This is a genomic window from Curtobacterium sp. MCBA15_012, from assembly GCF_001864935.2.
GTDB lineage: Bacteria > Actinomycetota > Actinomycetes > Actinomycetales > Microbacteriaceae > Curtobacterium.
Genome location: NZ_CP126267.1, coordinates 2,391,541 through 2,409,832, shown reverse-complemented (window position 1 = coordinate 2,409,832; position 18,292 = coordinate 2,391,541). Strand labels below are relative to the sequence as shown.

The window sequence follows — 18,292 nt, the reverse complement described above, 5'->3', positions numbered from 1 at the left end:
GACGCCGCGCCCCGCTGCCGCTATGGTGATGGCGACCGGCCACCCGGACCGGCCTGCAGCACACACACAGCTCCCGAGGGGGAACCCCATGACCACCGCCCAGCCGTACAAGCCCGCCGCACCGGCATCCGACCGTTACAGCGTCCTCGCGATCGTCGGGTTCATCCTGGCGTTCCTCGTGAACATCGCCGGGCTCGTCGTGAGCATCATCGCGCTCACGCAGATCAAGCGCACGGGTGAGCGTGGCCGTGGCCTCGCGCTCGCCGGCATCATCATCAGCGCCCTGTCGTTGGTCATCTCGATCATCTCGATGATCGTGCTCTTCTCGGCAGCGGCGTCGATGCAGGGCACGACCGGCTACTGAGCCCGACCGTTCCCGCACGACGAAGCGGCCCGCCCTCAGGGGGCGGGCCGCTTCGTCGTGGTGCGGTGGGACGTCGGGCGGTCAGACCACCCGCAGCCGGACCAGGGAGCCGTCCACGACCAGGTCGCGCACCGTGACCGACGGGTCCGCCGTCGCGAACCGGAGCGCGCCTCCCGGCTGGTCGAACCAGGGCTGCACGAAGCGCACCTCGACCAGGAAGGGCCGCTCGACGACGTAGCGGTGCACCTCGGGCGCCGCCGCGACGTGCGGCGGCAGGGAACGCTGGGGGAGCGGGGTGTCGAGCGGGTGCAGGAGGTACCCGTCCGGGCCGCCCACGCGGTCGACCGGGACGCCGGCCGGCACCTGGATGCGGAGGCCCTCGTCGCCGGCCTGGGCGACCTGCTGCGCGAGCTGCGGGTAGGTCGTCGCCGCGCGGTCGCGGAGGCCGTCGAGCTCGTGCCGGGGGATGTCCCGCGGTGCGGGGAACGGCCGGTTCAGGAAGCGACGCAGCATCTCGACCGCGTCGGCCTCTCCCCGCGCGGTCGCGAGGCGTCGGGCGGTGCCGTAGTCCACGACCTCGAGCGCGAAGTCGCCGGACCCCGCGGCCCCCGCGTCGTCCTGCGCCGGGGTGATCCGCAGCGCGCCCTCCACCGGCGGCTCGTGCAGTTGCTCACCGGGGAGCTGCACGTAGCGCACGGTGTAGCCGAGCTGGTCGAGGATGGGGCGGGTCTCCGCGAACGTCATGCGCGCGAGCCTACCGGTCGGGTCCCGGCCGTCCGCCGAGACCGTGCCGCGTGCGCTGCCACGGTCACGCGCCGCCACGCATGATCGCCTGCTTGACCTCGGAGATCGCCTTCGTCACCTGGATGCCACGGGGGCAGGCGTCGGTGCAGTTGAAGGTCGTGCGGCAGCGCCACACGCCCTCCTTGTCGTTGAGGATGTCGAGGCGGACGTTCGCGGCGTCGTCGCGCGAGTCGAAGATGAAGCGGTGCGCGTTCACGATCGCGGCCGGCCCGAAGTACTGGCCGTCGGTCCAGAACACCGGGCACGACGAGGTGCACGCGGCGCAGAGGATGCACTTGGTGGTGTCGTCGAAGCGGGCGCGGTCGGCGACGGACTGCACGCGCTCCTTGCCCTTCTCCGGCTTGCTGTTCGCCTGCAGGAACGGCTGGACCTCGCGGAAGGACTGGAAGAACGGCTCCATGTCCACGACCAGGTCCTTCTCGAGCGGCAGGCCCTTGATCGCCTCGACGTAGATCGGCTTCGACACGTCGAGGTCCTTGATCAGCGTCTTGCACGCCAGGCGGTTGCGGCCGTTGATGCGCATGGCGTCCGAACCGCACACGCCGTGCGCGCAGGAGCGGCGGAAGGTCAGCGACCCGTCCTGCTCCCACTTGATCTTGTGCAGCGCGTCGAGGATGCGGTCCGTCGGGAGCATCATGACGTCGAAGTCCTGCCAGCGCGGCTCGTCGTCGACGTCCGGGTCGAACCGCCGCACGATGACCGTGACGGGGAACGATCCGGGAGGGGCGTCCTGCACGGTGTCGGTGCGGGGCGCGTCGGAGACCAGGGTGTCGGTCATCAGTACTTCCTCTCCATCGGCTCGTAGCGCGTCATGACGACGGGCTTCCAGTCGAGCGTGATGTGGTCGTCGGCGAGGGACGAGTGCGGGTCGCCCGTCAGGTACGCCATGGTGTGCTGCATGTAGTTCTCGTCGTCGCGCTTCGGGAAGTCGTCGCGCATGTGGCCCCCGCGGCTCTCCTTGCGGTTCCGGGCGGAGAACACGACGACCTCGGCGAGGTCGAGCAGGAAGCCGAGCTCGACGGCCTCGAGCAGGTCGGTGTTGAAGCGCTTGCCCTTGTCCTGGACGGCGACGTTGCGGAAGCGCTCGCGCAGGGTGTGGATCGTCTCGGTCATCTTGCCGAGCGACTCGTCGGTGCGGAACACCTGGGCGTTCTTGTCCATCTCCTCCTGCAGTTCCTTGCGCAGGACGGCGATGCGCTCGGTGCCGGTCGAGGCACGGAGCTGGTCGAGCATGTCGCGGACGCCGGCGGCCGGGTCCTCGGGGAGGGGGAGGAAGTCGGCGGTCTGCACGTAGGCGGCGGCGTTGTTGCCGGAGCGCTTGCCGAACACGTTGATGTCGAGCAGCGAGTTCGTGCCGAGACGGTTCGAGCCGTGCACCGAGACGCACGCGCACTCGCCGGCGGCGTACAGGCCGGGCACGACGGTCGTGTTGTCGTACAGGACCTCGGCGTTGGTGTTGGTCGGGATGCCGCCCATCGCGTAGTGGGCGGTCGGCATCACGGGCACCGGCTCGACCACCGGGTCGACACCGAGGTACGTCCGCGCGAACTCGGTGATGTCCGGCAGCTTCGTCTCGAGCACCTCGGCACCGAGGTGCGTGCAGTCGAGCAGCACGTAGTCCTTGTTCGGTCCGGCGCCGCGGCCCTCGGCGACCTCCTGGACCATGCAGCGCGCCACGATGTCGCGCGGCGCGAGGTCCTTGATGGTCGGGGCGTAGCGCTCCATGAAGCGCTCGCCCGAGGCGTTGCGGAGGATGGCGCCCTCGCCACGGGCACCCTCGGTGAGGAGGATGCCGAGGCCGGCCAGGCCGGTCGGGTGGAACTGGAAGAACTCCATGTCCTCGAGCGGCAGGCCCTTGCGCCAGACGATGCCGACGCCGTCGCCGGTCAGCGTGTGCGCGTTCGAGGTCGTCTTGTACATCTTGCCGAAGCCGCCGGTCGCGAAGACGACGGCCTTGGCGTGGAACACGTGCAGTTCACCGGTCGCGAGTTCGTACGCCACGACGCCGGCCGGCTGCTCGCGGGTGACGCCGTCGTCGCCAGTGACCTCGACCATGACGAGGTCGAGCGCGTAGAACTCGTTGTGGAACTCGACGCCGAGCTTCACGCAGTTCTGGAACAGCGTCTGCAGGATCATGTGGCCGGTGCGGTCAGCGGCGTAGCAGGCCCGGCGGACCGGGGCCTTGCCGTGGTCGCGGGTGTGGCCGCCGAAACGGCGCTGGTCGATCTTGCCCTCGGGCGTGCGGTTGAACGGCAGGCCCATGTTCTCGAGGTCGATGACGGCGTCGATCGCCTCCTTCGCCAGGATCTCGGCGGCGTCCTGGTCGACGAGGTAGTCGCCGCCCTTGACCGTGTCGAAGGTGTGCCACTCCCACGAGTCCTCTTCCACGTTGGCCAGCGCCGCGGCCATGCCGCCCTGCGCCGCACCGGTGTGGGACCGGGTCGGGTACAGCTTCGAGATGACGGCCGTCTTCGCCCTCGGGCCCGCCTCGATCGCGGCACGCATGCCCGCGCCGCCCGCGCCGATGATGACGATGTCGTGCTGGTGGTGGTGAACGGTGGTCTCGGTCACTGGGGCCTTTCCGGGGTGGAGATGTCGCGCGTCGGGGTGCGTCGCGCGGCGTTCGTGCTCGTGGGACGTGCTGCGTCGGGCCGCGGCGGGAGGGCTACTGCGCGGGGCAGAACGAGGGCAGGTCCGCTGCGGCGGCGCCCGCGGGGCACGGGTCGAACGTCCAGCAGACGAGCAGGCCGAGGACGACCAGCGCGACGCAGGCGATGGCGACCGCGAGCAGGAGGGTCTTCCGGATGCCCGGCTTGGCGACGTAGTCGTTGATGATCGTCCGCATGCCGTTCGAGCCGTGGACGAGCGCCAGGACGAGCATCAGGGAATCCCACACCTGCCAGAACGGGCTCGCCCACTTGCCGGCGACGAAGGCGAAGTCGATCTGCTTGACGCCCTCGCCCGCGACCATGTTCACGAAGAGGTGGCCGAAGATGAGCACGACGAGCAAGACACCCGACGCGCGCATGTAGATCCACCCCCACTTCTCCCAGTTGGTGGTGCGGCGTGCTGCGGCGGCGGAGCGCGGTGGCTCGACGGTCTGCGTGGTCATCTTCTGGTCCGTCCCTTCGCCTACTGGAAGTCCGCGACGAGGTTCATGAGCTGGCGCGGGAGGAAGCCCGCGATGAGGATCGCCCACACGACCAGGACGACCCAGAACATGGTGCGCTGGTACTTCGGGCCCTTCGACCAGAAGTCGACCGCGATGATCCGGAGACCGTTGAGGGCGTGGAAGACGATCGCCATGACGAGGGCGATCTCACCGATGTTCATGATCGGCGTCTTGTACGTGCCGATGACCGCGTTGTAGGCCTCGGGCGACAGGCGCACCAGTGCGGTGTCGAGGATGTGCACGAGCAGGAAGAAGTAGATCGCGACACCGGTGATCCGGTGGAGCACCCACGACCACATCCCCGTGGACCCGCGGTACAGCGTTCCTTCGAGCTTCCGAGATGCGCGAGGCGCCTCGATCGTCACCCGCGGTTCGGCGGTCGCCGTCCCGCTCGCGGTCTGCTCGGCCATGAGCAAGTCCTCCCATAGGACGGGCTCGGCGATCGGCGAGCCCTTGCCGTTCGTGTTCGTGTGGAACACGACCCATCCTATGCGCGTGCGCTGACCTTCTCGTCCCACCCGGCCCGCGCGGTGCGCGAGACCGCGGGCGCCGCGCCGATCGTGCGGGCGCTGTCGTGGTGCGCGAGGAGCTGGTCGCCGACCGCCTCCCAGGTCGTGCCCTCGACGCGGAGGCGTCCGGCCGAGCCCATCCGCGCGGCGGTCGCGGGGTCGCCCACGAGCCCGAGCACGGCGCGTCGGAGCGCCTGCGGGACGTCCGGGTCGTAGAGCTCCCCGTCGAGCCCGGGCGCCACGAGGTCGAGCGGGCCGCCCGCAGCCGGGGCCACCACCGGGAGCCCGGTCGCGTGCGCCTCCTGCAGGGTCTGGCCGAACGTCTCCGCCGGACCGGTGTGCACGAACACGTCGAGCATCGCGTACGCGTCGGCCAGCGCCTCCCCGCGGAGCGGCCCCGTGAACGTGACGTCGAGGTGCCGGAGCCGCCGCTCGAGGGACGCGCGCGAGGGCCCGCCGCCCGCGACGACCACCCGGGAGCCGGGCACCCCGCCGAGCTCGGCGAGCCGCTCGACCTCCTTCTCCGGCGCGAGCCGCCCGACGTAGCCGACGATCGTCTCGCCGCCCGGGGCGATGCGGCGTCGCGCCGCCCGCACGGCGTCCGACCGGCGGCGGTCCGGGTGGAACAGCGTCGTGTCGACGCCGCGGCCCCACCGCGCGACCCGCGGCACGCCGTCCTCGGCGAGCATCGCCGCGGTCGCGCTCGACGGGGCGAGCGTCAGCGAGGCCCCGGCGTGGATGCGGCCGAGGATCCTGCGCACCAGCGGGACGGTCGCGGTCAGGCCGTTGCGGCGGGCGAACCCGGCCACGTCGGTCTGGAAGACGGCGACGGAGGGGATGCCGAGCCTCCCGGCCGCCGTGATGGCGCGCCCACCCAACAGGAACGGACTCGCGGCGTGGAGCACGTCGGCGCCGGAGGCGGCGAGGATCGTGTCGAGCACCGGGTGGGGGAGGGCGACCGGGAACTGGCGGTACGCCACCGCCGGGACGCGGTGCACGTCGAAGGAGCGGTACCGCTCGACCTGCGTCCTCGAGCGGAACTGCGCGAGTCCGGGGGTGTCCGGCGCGATGACGACCGCGCGGTGTCCGCGGCGTTCCAGGTGGTCGAGGACCGCGAGGACGCTGGTGGTCACGCCGTTGAGGGTGGGCAGGAAGCTCTCGGTCACGACGGCGACGGTCCGCTGGACCGTGTCGCGCTCCACGCTGCGTGCGTTCATGGCACGGCCCATGCTGCGGCGCGTCCGTGACCGGGCGGGGCGGAGCGCGTGAACGCACGGCAGGCAGGTGGTGAACAGCGGCCGGGAGGCGCGGTGCGGTCCCGGTGGGCGGGGCGCGGTCGGGCAGGTGGTGCGGTGGACGCCGGTGGCGCGCGGTGGCGCGGTGGCGCGGTGGCTCGTTGGGCGCCGGTGGCGCGCGGAGGCGGAGGCGGTGGCGGGTGGTGCGGTCTCCCGCACGGAGCGTGCGGGAAGCATCCGGTGGGTGCCCGGTGACACCGGTACGGTGGGCGGGTGGAACACGAACTCGAGGACTTCTACGCGATCATCCCCGCTGGCGGCATCGGCTCCCGGCTGTGGCCGTTGTCGCGCGCCGACGCGCCCAAGTTCCTGCACGACCTGACCGGGTCGGGCACGTCGCTGCTGCGGCAGACGTGGGACCGGCTCGCCCCGCTCGCCGGAGACCAGCGGATCATGGTCGTCACCGGGCGCGCGCACCGCGCCGCGGTCGAGGCGCAGCTGCCCGGGGTCGCCGACCACAACGTCGTGCTCGAGAGCGAGCCCAAGGACTCCACCGCCGCGATCGGCCTGGCAGCGGCGATCCTGCACCGTCGCGAGCCGGACGTCGTCATCGGCTCGTTCGCCGCCGACCACGTCATCGGCGACGCACGCGGCTTCCGTCGCTCGGTCCGCGAGGCCGTCGCCGCAGCCCGCGCCGGGTACGTCACCACGATCGGGATCACCCCGACCGAGCCCGCGGTCGGCTTCGGGTACATCCACGCGACCGAGGGGACCCTCGACGTCGACGGCGCCACCACGGTGCACGGCGTGCGCTCCTTCGTCGAGAAGCCCGACCTCGACACGGCACGCGGCTACCTGGAGGAGGGCAACTACCTCTGGAACGCGGGCATGTTCATCGCGCGCGCCGACGTCCTCCTCGCCGAGCTCGGCCGGACGAAGCCCGAGCTCCTCGCCGGCATCGAGGAGCTCGCCGCCGCGTGGGACACCTCGTCGCGCGGTGCGGTCGTCGACGCGGTGTGGCCCGCCCTCGAGAAGATCGCGATCGACTACACCGTCGCCGAGCCCGCCGCGGCCGCCGGTCGGATGGCCGTCGTCCCCGGTGACTTCGACTGGGACGACGTCGGCGACTTCGCCTCGCTCGCGAAGCTGCAGTCCGGTGGACGGGCGAACAACCTCGCCGTGCTCGGTGACGGGGCCCGGATCCTGGCCGACTCGTCGAGCGGCATCGTCGTCGCGCACAGCCAGCGGCTCATCTCGCTCATCGGTGTGGACGACATCGTCGTCGTGGACACCCCCGACGCCCTGCTCGTCACGACGAGCGAGCACGCGCAGCGCGTCAAGGGCGTCGTCGACGCGCTGAAGCTCAGCGGTCGGGGCGACGTGCTCTGAGCGGCAGCACCGGTCGGTGCCGTCGTTTCTCACGCCTCCGGTCGATGGGTGCCGCGCGTCGCCGCGTCCGGTAATGTGTCAGCCGAGGGGAACGATGCGGGGGAGTGATCGTGGGGGACATCGCGTTCGACGTGCACGAGGCGAGGTCGGCGGCGCGGGTGGCGCGTCGGGCGGCCGAGACGCTCCGCGGGCAGGCTGGCCCTCGCTCCGGGGCGGTCGGAGGGGCACTCGATGACTTCGAGGGCGCATACGCCGAGCGGTTCGGGAGCGCCGCGGCGATCGAGGCCGAGGACCGAGCACGGTTGGCGGGGGTGCTGGTCGACCTCGCCGACCAGATCGACGCCGCCGTCGATGCTGCTGAGCGTGAACGGCAGCGGCTGCGTGACCACGCCGAGTGGAAGGCACGTGATGCCGACCGGAAGCGGGCGGCATCCGGGGCCGAGGCCTTCGCCGGTGCCGCGGGGCGATCGGTCGTCGACGCCTGGGAGAGCTTCACCGACCCCGAGCCGTCGACCGAACCCGAACCGAGGCCGGAGGTCGACGCCGAATTCCGTGGTCGCGAGCGTGCGCGTTACGGAGACGGAGCGAGTCGTGGTCGGAGCTCTGCCGACCCGAGCGCGCTCCGCGCCTTCGTCACGACGGCCTCCGGACTGGACTCCGCCGCGTCGGCCGAGTCCGAGCGCGTGCGATCGGCGTGGTCGTCCTTCCGGTCCACCTGTGCCTGGGTCACGGTCGATCGCGTGAGCATGCCGGCGGGCTTCGAGGGCTACGTGCGCGAGAACGACGAGGACCGGAGCTGGATCGGCAGGATCGCCGACGCCTTCGAGGCCGCCGGCGGCAGCGGCTCGCTGTCGAACGTCGCTCTGGACATCGCGGCGACCGGCCAGGCCGCGCCAGCCCTCCAGCGGCTGTTCCAGGCGGACCTGACGCCGGCGGAGATCGCGGAGCGCTGGGCCGCGCTCGGGCTGGCGAGGGCCGACGCCGCCGTGTTCGACGGACTGCCGACGGACGTGCTCGCACGAGTCGGGAACCTCGAGGGTGTCCCGTACTGGGCGCGGAGTACGGCGAACGCCCTCGTGCTCAACCAGCGACTCGTCGAGGTCGAGCGCCAGATCGAGCAGCTGGAGGGGACAGTCGCGTCAGCGGGTGACGGCTCACGGGCGTTGGCGCAGGAGCTCACGGCGCTGTACGCGGACCGCAAGGCCCTGCGGAACATCAACGCTGCGCTGACGAAGAAGGGCTCCGACGGCAAGCGCTTCCTCATCTCGCTCACCGATCATCACCCGCCGCTGGCTGCCGTTTCGATCGGGGATCTCGACCGTGCACAGTCGGTGACCTGGGCTGTCCCGGGGATGGACACCACGACAGCGGACATGACAACGTGGGCGAGGGCGGCTCAGAACATCGCAGACGAGCAGACCGATGTCGCAGGCGCTCCGGATCGAGCAGTGGTCGCCTGGGTCGGTTACGCCACACCGGGGCCCGAGGACGTGCTCCTCATGGACAAGGCGAAGAAGGGCGGCCAGCGGCTCGCCGACTCGATTCGCGGGTTCTCAGCCGTCCGTGGAACTGATCACGTCGAGACGAACGTGGTGGCGCATTCCTACGGCACGACCACCGGCGCGGTGGCCCTGGCCGAGCGGGGTGTCCACATCGATCGATTCGTCGCGCTCGGTTCTGCTGGGCTACCCGATGGTCTCGACGGTGCGGAGCAGCTGCACGCGGACCACGTCTTCGCGGCTCAGGCGAAGGACGGCCCCACCGGCAATACCGGGGAGGGTGACGAATGGGCAACGTTCGGCCGGGAGAAGAGCTTCGGCCATCACGTGGACCCGACCGCGCAGAGTTTCGGAGCGACCCTGTTCGGCGCCGACGGCGGGACAGGAAGCGAGGGGCAGACCCTCTCGTCGGTCTTGCACCACGCTCCGGTGTTCAAGGACCAACGGGGCTACCTGGACCGTGGTACCGAGTCACTCCACAACGTCGCACTCGCCACCACAGGTCAGGACGAGTTGCTCACCGGGACGCGGTCTCAGTGACCCGGTCCGACGAACGAGGAGGCACATGAACGCACGACACTCTGCCTGTCGCACCATGGCGACGACGGCAGTGCTCCTGGCACTCGTCGTCGCAACCGCCGGATGTGCCGGGCAACAGCGTGGTGCACCCCGACCGACCGAAAGGACGTCTTCCATGGACGCGGACACTGCGAAGCGCACCATGATCGACATCGTCGATCAGACGACCGCCGCGCTCGGCGGCGAGTGGGAAACGCGGACGTCTCCCGACTACGTCGAGAGCTGCCAGCTGTCGAGCGACGAAGAAGGCGCCCGGTGGGTGTACCGAGTTGCTCGATCAGAGTCCGGTGACGCGGAGGCGGATGCTGCTGCAGCCTCCGACATCTGGAGGTCCGCCGGTATGACCGTGGACCGACTCGCCGACACCAAGGGGCCAGCGATGGTCGCGCGCGGCGGCGATCGCGTCGAGACGATCCGGTTCTTCGCCTTCCCCGACAACTACAGCATCCAAGCGCTCTCGACGTGTTTCGCCGGCAACGCAGACGAGATCGAGGAGCAGCAGGCGGACGAATGACTCGCGATCCGACGATCGCGGTGTCCTGGATGCCGGATCAGGGGTCGATCCCGGCTGACCTGGTACGGGGACGGGGACGGGGACGGGGACGGGGACGGGTACGGTCGTCCCGGCCCTGGGGGCCGGAACGAACCGGGGGAGTGCTGGCGGGGGAGATCACGGCGGAAGTCGGCACGGTACGGGTACGGACGCGCCGCGCGACCGGTGGGTGTCTCGCAGCCGTGGCGGTCGTCGGCCTCCTCGGCGGGTGCGCGCTTCTGCACCCGGATGCGAGGAGGACACGAGCATCGGCGCCCACGGTGGACGCGGACACCGCGAAGCAGCAGATGGTGGCCGCCGTGGACGACGCCACGGGGCTCCTCGGCGGCGACTGGCAGGCCCGGACCGGCCCGGACTACGCCGAGGACTGCACCCTCCCGAGCGGCGAGCAGGGCGCGCAGTGGCGGTACCTGACGGGGAGCACCCGCACCGGGGACCCCGCCGCCGACGGCGCGCGTGTAGCGGAGTACTGGCGCGGACAGGGCATGGACGTCGTCGTGCGCGGCTCGGCCGACGAACCGGCGGTCTTCGCCAGTGGCGGTGGGGAGATCTCCTCGATCAGCGTGTACACCCCCTCCGGCAACACCACCGTCCAGGCCGTCTCGCTGTGCTTCCCCGGCGACGCCGACCGCATGGCCGAACGGGACGCGGACGATGCGCCGCAGCCGTGAACCTCGCCGCCACGAACACGGCAGCCGTGTGACGCTTCCGTGCACGATCGCCGACCCGCACGGGCGGGTGTAGCGCTCCACCACGAAATCGCCCTCGTGTCCCGCGGAGTGGGGGCCGCCCGTGCCCTCCCGTTACGGGCGCGTTTCGGCGGGGTCGCGATCCCGTAACTGATCCCAGCACCCGCTCAGGGGCGTTCTGTACCGGCCCGACGGTCGTGTACTGTCGCCACGATCGCCCGGAACGCACGTGGTCCGGGCACCGCTCCCCGGAGGAACCAACCCGTGACATCTCGTACCCGTCAGGTCGTGCTCAGCGGCATCGCGCTCGCCGGCACCATGGCAGTCCTCGCCGGCTGCTCGGCCGCCCCGTCCGAATCCGCGTCCTCGAAGAAGAGCGACTTCCGACCCTGCATGGTCTCCGACGCCGGTGGCTTCGACGACAAGTCGTTCAACCAGCTCGGGTTCGAGGGCATGAAGGACGCCGCGTCCGACCTCGGCGCGACCTACAAGTCGGCCGAGTCGAAGGACGCGACCGTCTACGACTCGAACATCCAGCAGCTCGTCGGCCAGAACTGCAACCTCATCGTCACCGTCGGCTTCAACCTCGCCGACGCGACGAAGAAGCAGGCCGCGGCGAACCCCGACACCGACTTCGCCATCATCGACGACAACTCGATCGACGCGAAGAACGTCAAGCCGATCACGTTCGACACCTCGCAGGCCGCCTTCCTGGCCGGCTACGCGGCGGCGTCGTACTCGAAGTCCGGCGTCGTCGGCACCTTCGGCGGCATGCAGATCCCGACCGTCACCATCTTCATGGACGGCTTCGCGGACGGCGTCAAGTACTTCAACGAGCAGAAGAAGAAGGACGTCAAGGTCGTCGGCTGGGACGTCGACAGCCAGAAGGGCTCCTTCACCGGCGGCTTCGACGCCGGCACGCAGGCGAAGGCCGTGGCGCAGACGCTCCTCGACCAGGACGCCGACGTGATCCTGCCCGTCGGTGGTCCGATCTACCAGTCGGCTGCCGAGGCGATCAAGGACGCGAACAACGGGTCGGTGCTGATCGGTGCGGACAGCGACCTCTACGAGGCCGACCCCCGCTACAAGGACATCGCGTTCACGTCCGTCGAGAAGGGCATGCGCCCCGCCGTCAAGGACGTCGTCGAGCAGGCCGCCGGCGGCAAGTACTCGAACACCCCCTACGTGGGCACGCTGAAGAACGACGGCGTCGGCATCGCGCCGTTCCACGACTACGAGTCGAAGGTCGACTCGGGTCTGCAGGGTGAGCTGGACAAGATCAAGTCGGGCATCATCGACGGCTCGATCACGGTCGAGACCAAGGCGACCGTCAAGTAACACGACCGATGCGGGCGGGGGACCAGTCCTCCGCCCGCATCGACGTGTCCCCGCACAAGCACCGACAGAAACAGACTCTGCGAACATGAAGCTCGAACTCCGCGGCATCACGAAGCGGTTCGGTCCCCTCGTCGCCAACGACCACATCTCGCTCACCGTCGAGCCGGGTGAGGTGCACTGCCTCCTCGGCGAGAACGGTGCTGGCAAGTCGACCCTGATGAACGTCCTGTACGGCCTGTACCAGGCCGACGAGGGCGAGATCCTCCTGGACGACGTCGTCCAGGACTTCGACGGACCGGGTGACGCCATGCGCGCCGGCATCGGCATGGTGCACCAGCACTTCATGCTCGTGCCGGTCTTCACCGTCGCCGAGAACGTCATGCTCGGTCAGGAGCAGACCTCCTTCGGCGGACGCCTCGACCTCGCCGGTGCGCGCGCCCGCGTCCGGGAGATCAGCGACCGCTTCGGCTTCGACGTCGACCCGGACGCCCGCGTCGAGGACCTGCCGGTCGGCGTGCAGCAGCGCGTCGAGATCATCAAGGCGCTGTCCCGCGACGCGAAGGTGCTCGTGTTCGACGAGCCCACCGCAGTGCTGACGCCGCAGGAGACCGACGAGCTGATGGGCATCATGCGCCAGCTCCGCGAGGCCGGCACCGCGATCGTCTTCATCACGCACAAGCTGCGCGAGGTGCGCGAGGTCGCCGACCGGATCACGGTCATCCGCCTCGGCGCCGTCGTGGGCGAGGCGTCGCCCACCGCGACGAACAACGAGCTCGCAGCACTCATGGTCGGCCGTGCGGTCTCGCTCGTGGTCGACAAGGCACCGGCCTCCGGCGGCGAGGACGCCCTCGTCGTCGACCACGTCACCGTCACCGACCCGTCCGGCGTCGTGCTCGTCGACGACGTCTCCTTCACGGTCCGCCGCGGCGAGGTGCTCGCCATCGCGGGCGTGCAGGGCAACGGGCAGACCGAGCTCACCGAGGCGATCATCGGCCTCGAGCCCGTGCACGCCGGGCGGATCGTGCTCGACGGCAAGGAGCTCACCGGCCGCACCGTCAAGCAGGTGCTCGACGCCGGGGTGGGCTTCGTCCCCGAGGACCGCAAGGAGGACGGGCTTGTCGGCGAGTTCACCATCGCCGAGAACCTCATGCTCGACCGTGCCGACCACGACGAGTTCGTCCGCGCGGGCACCATCCGAGCCGCCGAGCGTGACGCGTTCGCCGACGAGAAGATCGCCGAGTTCGACATCCGGACGCCGTCCCGCGCCACCGCGGCCGGCCGGCTCTCCGGCGGCAACCAGCAGAAGATCGTCCTCGCACGCGAACTGAGCCGCGAGCTGCGCCTGTTCGTCGCCGCCCAGCCGACCCGCGGCATCGACGTCGGCTCGATCGAGTTCGTGCACAAGCGCATCGTCGCCACGCGCGACACCGGCGTCCCCGTCATCGTCGTCTCCACGGAGCTCGACGAGGTCGTGGCCCTCGCCGACCGGATCGCGGTCATGTACCGCGGCGGCATCGTCGGCATCGTCCCCGCGGACACCCCCCGCGACGTCCTCGGCCTCATGATGGCCGGGGAACTCCCCGAAGGAACGAAGCAGGTCGCATGATGGCCGGAGAACTCCACAGCACCAACGCAGCAGGAACGGAGCTGGCAGCGTGAGCAACACGCCAGACCACACGCAGCAGCCGGCGACCCCGGTCGAGACCCCCACCGACGACCGCCTGCAGGACGTCGAGGCCACCCCGCACCTGATGACCGACTCCGCGGACGACACCGAGCGACGCGCCGGTGGCGACCGCTGGCGTGCAGCCGCGCAGCAGATCGTGAACGGCTCCGTGCTCGTCACGGTCCTGGCGGTCGTGCTCGCGCTCGTCGCGTGCGGTGTCCTCATCGCCCTGACCGACGAGAACGTCCGCGCGGCGGCCGGGTACTTCTTCGCCCGGCCGACCGACACGCTGCAGGCGATCGGCACCTCGGTCGGCGGCGCGTACGCCTCGCTGTTCCAGGGCTCCGTCATCAACTTCGGTGCGCCGTCGTTCGCCCAGGCGGTCATCCCGATCACCCGGTCGATCGACTACGCCGTCCCGCTCGTCGCGGCCGGTCTCGGCATCGCGCTGTCCTTCCGCGCGGGCCTGTTCAACATCGGCGGCCAGGGCCAGATCCTGATGGGCGCCGCGGCGGCCGGCTGGGTCGGCTTCTCGTTCGACGGCCCCGCCGCCGTGCACATCCCGCTCACCGTCCTCGCCGGCATCGTCGGCGGTGCGGTGTGGGGCGGCATCGTCGGCGTGCTCAAGGCACGGACGGGCGCGAACGAGGTGGTCGTCACGATCATGCTCAACTACGTCGCGCTCTACCTCGTCAGCTTCATGCTGCGCACCCCGGGCCTGCTGCAGGCCCCGGGCAGCGCGAACCCGATCTCGCCCGCGACGAAGGAGAGCGCGGTCTTCCCGGCGCTGTTCGGCCCGCGCTACGGCGTGAACGTCGGGTTCATCGTGGCGATCATCGCGGTCGTCGTGGTGTGGTGGCTCGTCAACAAGTCCTCGCTCGGCTTCCGCTTCCGCACGATCGGTGAGAACCCCCGTGCCGCACGCGTGGCCGGCATGAGCGTCCCCGCGCTGACGATCTGGGTGCTCGTGATCTCCGGCGCGCTCGTCGGCATCGCGGGTGCGTACCAGGTGCAGGGCGCCGTGACCTCGGGCTTCACGTCCGGCATCGACGCGGGCATCGGGTTCGACGCGATCACGGTCGCGCTGCTCGGACGCTCGAAGCCGTGGGGCGTGTTCTGGGCCGCCATCCTGTTCGGCGTCCTGAAGAACGGCGGCTACGCCATGCAGGCCGCGAACGGCATCCCGATCGACATCGTGGGCGTCATCCAGGCCCTCATCGTCCTCTTCATCGCCGCCCCGCCGCTCGTCCGCGCGATCTTCCGGATCCCGCAGCCGGGTGCGCGTCGCCGCGTCCGCACGAAGACCAGCAAGAAGGCGGTCGCCGCATGAGCACCCTGAGCCCCACCGCCGTCCCGGCCCTGCCCGCGGACCGTCCCGTCGAGACGACCCGGAGCTGGAAGACCCCGATCGCGTACGGCGTCTTCACGCTGCTCGCACTCGTGCTCTTCGGCTTCGCCCGCCGTCCCGGCACCGCCACCTTCCGGCTCTCGACGTCCGGTGACTTCTTCGCGCTGCCGAACGTGCCGCTCCCGGCGGCCGCGACCGGCGTGGTCGTCATCGTCCTGCTCGCGATCGCGACGGTCTACGCCGTCGTCGAGACCCGCGGGTCGCGCCGCGTCCCGCTCTGGGTCACCGCGCTGTTCGCGCTCGTCTTCGTCGTCGGCTTCCTCAGCTGGGCCGTCGCGGGCGACTCGATCACGATCCCCGGCATGCTCGTCGGCGCGCTGAGCCTCAGCGTCCCGCTCGTGTTCGGCGCGCTCGGCGGCGTGATCTCCGAGCGCGTCGGCGTCGTGAACATCGCCATCGAGGGCCAGTTCCTCGCCGGCGCGTTCACCTCGGCGATGATCGCCTCGCTGACCGGCTCCGCGTGGGTCGGGCTCGTCGGCGCCCTCGTCGCGGGTGTGCTCGTGTCGTTCGTCCTCGCGGCGTTCAGCATCAAGTACCTCGTCGACCAGGTCATCGTCGGTGTCGTCATCAACGCCTTCATCTCGGGTCTGACCGGCTTCCTGTACTCGCAGGTGCTCTCGCCGAACCAGCAGACGCTCAACGTCGGCATCCGGTTCCCCCGCATCGAGATCCCGGTCCTGCACCAGATCCCGGTGATCGGACCGATCTTCTTCGAGCAGACCGTCGTCGTCTACCTGGCGTACGTCGCCGTCGCGGTGGTCACCTTCGGTCTGTTCAAGACGCGCTGGGGCCTGCGCCTCCGCGCGGTCGGCGAGCACCCGCAGGCCGCCGACACGGTCGGCATCAACGTCGCGCGCACCCGGTTCTGGAACGTCTCGCTCGCGGGTGCGGTCGCCGGTCTCGGCGGTGCGTACTTCACGCTCGACGCCGCGGGCGGCTTCACGAAGGACATGACCGCGGGCGCGGGCTACATCGCCCTCGCCGCCGTGATCTTCGGCCGGTGGGACCCGATCCGCGCGACGCTCGCGGCGCTGCTGTTCGGCTTCGCCTCGAACCTGCAGAACACGCTCGCCGCGGTCGGCTCGCCCGTCCCGAGCGAGTTCCTGCTCATGCTGCCCTACGTCGTCACGATCTTCGCGGTCGCCGGCCTGGTCGGGCAGTCGCGCGGACCGGCGGCCGCCGGCAAGCCGTACACCAAGAGCTGACGGACTGGAGGCGCCGCACATGACCGACACGCACGCTGCGGGTGGCGACGGGGTCGCCACCGACACCGAGACGGGCGAGCCGACCTGGACGGACCCGGCCACGAGCCTCCAGGCCGGTCCCGGCACCGACGTCGACGTGACCGTCGACGTCGACTGGGCCGTCCTGCGGGAGGCGGCGACCGCCGCCATGGGGCGCGCCTACGCGCCGTACTCGTCGTTCCCGGTGGGGGCCGCGGCCCTCACCGACGACGGGCGCGTCGTGTCCGGCTGCAACATCGAGAACGCGTCGTACGGGGTCACCCTGTGCGCCGAGTGCTCGCTCGTGTCCCAGCTGCACATGACCGGCGGCGGCAAGCTCGTCGCGTTCACCTGCGTGGACGGCGACGGCGCGACCCTGATGCCCTGCGGGCGGTGCCGGCAGCTGCTGTTCGAGCACTCGGCCGAGGGCATGCTCCTCGAGACCGTCTCCGGCATCCGCACCATCGACGAGGTCCTGCCGGACGCCTTCGGGCCGCGGACCCTCGCCACCTACCAGGAAGAGCACTGACATGGCCGTCGAGCCGTTCGACACCGTCGACCTGATCCGCACCAAGCGCTCCGGCGACGCCCTCAGCACGCCCGAGATCGACTGGCTGGTCGACGCCTACACGCGCGGCTACGTCGAGGACCCGCAGATGGCGGCCCTCGCGATGGCGATCTTCCTGAACGGGATGGAGCGCCGTGAGATCAAGGACCTGACGCTCGCGATGATCGCGTCGGGGGAGCGGATGTCGTTCGGCTCGCTCGGCAAGACGACCGTCGACAAGCACTCCACCGGTGGGGTCGGGGACAAGATCACCCTGCCGCTCGCACCGCTCGTGGCGTCGTTCGGCGTCGCGGTCCCGCAGCTGTCCGGCCGCGGGCTCGGGCACACCGGCGGGACGCTCGACAAGCTCGAGTCGGTGCCCGGCTGGCAGGCGTCGATCTCGAACGACCGCATGATGCAGGTCCTCGCCGAGGTCGGGGCGGTCATCTGCGCCGCGGGCTCCGGACTGGCACCGGCGGACAAGAAGCTCTACGCGCTCCGGGACATCACCGGGACGGTCGAGTGCATCCCGCTCATCGCGTCGAGCATCATGTCGAAGAAGATCGCCGAGGGCACCGGGGCGCTCGTGCTCGACGTGAAGTTCGGTTCCGGCGCGTTCATGCCGACCTACGAGGCCTCCAAGGAGCTCGCGCAGACGATGGTCGACCTCGGGAACGACGCCGGGGTGGCGACCTCGGCGCTCCTCACCGACATGGGCGTGCCGCTCGGCCTGACCATCGGCAACGCCCTCGAGGTGCGCGAGTCGGTGGAGGTGCTCGCGGGCGGTGGCCCGGCCGACGTGGTCGAGCTGACCGTCGAGCTGGCGTCGGAGATGCTGCGGCTCGCCGGTCTGCCGGACGCCGACCCGGCGGCCGCGCTGGCCGACGGCCGGGCGATGGACACCTGGCGGCGGATGATCGCGGCGCAGGGCGGCGACCCCGCGGCGGACCTGCCGGTCGCCCGCGAGCAGCACGTCGTCACCGCGACCGAGTCCGGTGTGCTCGTCCAGCAGGACGCGCTGCCGTTCGGCATCGCCGCCTGGCGTCTCGGCGCCGGTCGGGCCCGGGCGCAGGACCCCGTGCAGGCGGGCGCGGGCATCGAGCTGCACGTGAAGCCCGGCGACACCGTCACGGCGGGGCAGCCGCTGTGGACGCTGCACACCGACGAGCCGGAGCGGTTCGAGCGGGCGCTCGGGTCGCTCGAGGGCGCGTGGGCGATCGGGGCCGCGGCGGAGCCGCGCGGGCCGATCGTGCGGGAGCGCATCACCTCCTGAGGGGGTGGGGGGCCGACCGCGCGCGGTCGGGGCGTCCGGGCACG

Annotated in this window: 17 protein-coding genes; 11 read left to right on the top strand and 6 right to left on the bottom strand. The window is 70.8% G+C overall.

Going from position 1 to position 18,292, the window contains the following annotated elements; all coding sequences use genetic code 11:
• Window positions 1-88 precede the first annotated feature (88 nt).
• Entirely contained in the window at window positions 89-364 is a 276-nt protein-coding gene (locus tag QOL15_RS10965; RefSeq protein WP_065960372.1) for a DUF4190 domain-containing protein, read from the top strand.
• An 81-nt stretch (window positions 365-445) separates the two neighbouring features.
• Here the strand turns inward: QOL15_RS10965 and QOL15_RS10960 are convergent, their stop codons facing one another.
• From QOL15_RS10960 to QOL15_RS10935, 6 genes are all read right to left on the bottom strand, one after another.
• Window positions 446-1,108 (bottom strand): TNT domain-containing protein, encoded by a 663-nt coding sequence (locus tag QOL15_RS10960; RefSeq protein WP_065960375.1) that lies wholly within the window; start codon window positions 1,106-1,108, stop codon window positions 446-448.
• Window positions 1,109-1,172: 64 nt separating this feature from the next.
• Window positions 1,173-1,946, bottom strand: a complete 774-nt coding sequence (locus tag QOL15_RS10955; RefSeq protein ID WP_065960376.1) for a succinate dehydrogenase iron-sulfur subunit — start codon at window positions 1,944-1,946, stop codon at window positions 1,173-1,175.
• Entirely contained in the window at window positions 1,946-3,739 is a 1,794-nt protein-coding gene (gene sdhA / locus QOL15_RS10950) for a succinate dehydrogenase flavoprotein subunit (RefSeq protein ID WP_071248433.1), read from the bottom strand. Before sdhA ends, QOL15_RS10955 begins: the two co-directional genes overlap by 1 nt.
• 94 nt (window positions 3,740-3,833) lie before the next feature.
• On the bottom strand, window positions 3,834-4,280 hold the full coding sequence (gene sdhD, locus QOL15_RS10945) for a succinate dehydrogenase, hydrophobic membrane anchor protein (protein WP_065960378.1): 447 nt from the start codon (window positions 4,278-4,280) through the stop codon (window positions 3,834-3,836).
• Between the two features lie 20 nt (window positions 4,281-4,300).
• Window positions 4,301-4,750 (bottom strand): succinate dehydrogenase, cytochrome b556 subunit, encoded by a 450-nt coding sequence (gene sdhC, locus QOL15_RS10940; protein ID WP_083394065.1) that lies wholly within the window; start codon window positions 4,748-4,750, stop codon window positions 4,301-4,303.
• A 77-nt stretch (window positions 4,751-4,827) separates the two neighbouring features.
• Window positions 4,828-6,066 carry a glycosyltransferase family 1 protein gene (locus QOL15_RS10935; protein ID WP_071248558.1) on the bottom strand — a complete coding sequence of 413 codons (1,239 nt, stop codon included), beginning with the start codon at window positions 6,064-6,066 and terminating at the stop codon, window positions 4,828-4,830.
• Between the two features lie 291 nt (window positions 6,067-6,357).
• On the opposite strand from QOL15_RS10935, the gene QOL15_RS10930 reads away from it, so the two are divergent.
• From QOL15_RS10930 to QOL15_RS10885, 10 genes are all read left to right on the top strand, one after another.
• Entirely contained in the window at window positions 6,358-7,473 is a 1,116-nt protein-coding gene (locus QOL15_RS10930; protein WP_071248428.1) for a mannose-1-phosphate guanylyltransferase, read from the top strand.
• Window positions 7,474-7,577: 104 nt separating this feature from the next.
• On the top strand, window positions 7,578-9,512 hold the full coding sequence (locus QOL15_RS10925) for an alpha/beta hydrolase (RefSeq protein ID WP_071248425.1): 1,935 nt from the start codon (window positions 7,578-7,580) through the stop codon (window positions 9,510-9,512).
• Window positions 9,513-9,693: 181 nt separating this feature from the next.
• On the top strand, window positions 9,694-10,065 hold the full coding sequence (locus QOL15_RS10920) for a hypothetical protein (protein WP_139197540.1): 372 nt from the start codon (window positions 9,694-9,696) through the stop codon (window positions 10,063-10,065).
• 299 nt (window positions 10,066-10,364) lie between these two features.
• On the top strand, window positions 10,365-10,775 hold the full coding sequence (locus QOL15_RS10915; RefSeq protein ID WP_071248419.1) for a hypothetical protein: 411 nt from the start codon (window positions 10,365-10,367) through the stop codon (window positions 10,773-10,775).
• A 282-nt stretch (window positions 10,776-11,057) separates the two neighbouring features.
• Window positions 11,058-12,131 (top strand): BMP family protein, encoded by a 1,074-nt coding sequence (locus QOL15_RS10910; protein ID WP_071248416.1) that lies wholly within the window; start codon window positions 11,058-11,060, stop codon window positions 12,129-12,131.
• Between the two features lie 85 nt (window positions 12,132-12,216).
• Window positions 12,217-13,737, top strand: a complete 1,521-nt coding sequence (locus QOL15_RS10905; protein WP_071248413.1) for an ABC transporter ATP-binding protein — start codon at window positions 12,217-12,219, stop codon at window positions 13,735-13,737.
• Between the two features lie 49 nt (window positions 13,738-13,786).
• On the top strand, window positions 13,787-15,127 hold the full coding sequence (locus QOL15_RS10900) for an ABC transporter permease (RefSeq protein WP_370692372.1): 1,341 nt from the start codon (window positions 13,787-13,789) through the stop codon (window positions 15,125-15,127).
• A complete protein-coding gene (locus QOL15_RS10895; protein WP_065960604.1) occupies window positions 15,124-16,410 on the top strand; it encodes an ABC transporter permease in 1,287 nt (428 codons plus the stop codon). Before QOL15_RS10900 ends, QOL15_RS10895 begins: the two co-directional genes overlap by 4 nt.
• A 136-nt stretch (window positions 16,411-16,546) precedes the next feature.
• Window positions 16,547-16,957 (top strand): cytidine deaminase, encoded by a 411-nt coding sequence (locus QOL15_RS10890; protein ID WP_071248552.1) that lies wholly within the window; start codon window positions 16,547-16,549, stop codon window positions 16,955-16,957.
• Window position 16,958: 1 nt separating this feature from the next.
• Window positions 16,959-18,248, top strand: coding sequence for a thymidine phosphorylase (locus QOL15_RS10885; protein WP_071248410.1), 1,290 nt, complete (start codon window positions 16,959-16,961; stop codon window positions 18,246-18,248).
• Window positions 18,249-18,292 lie beyond the last annotated feature (44 nt).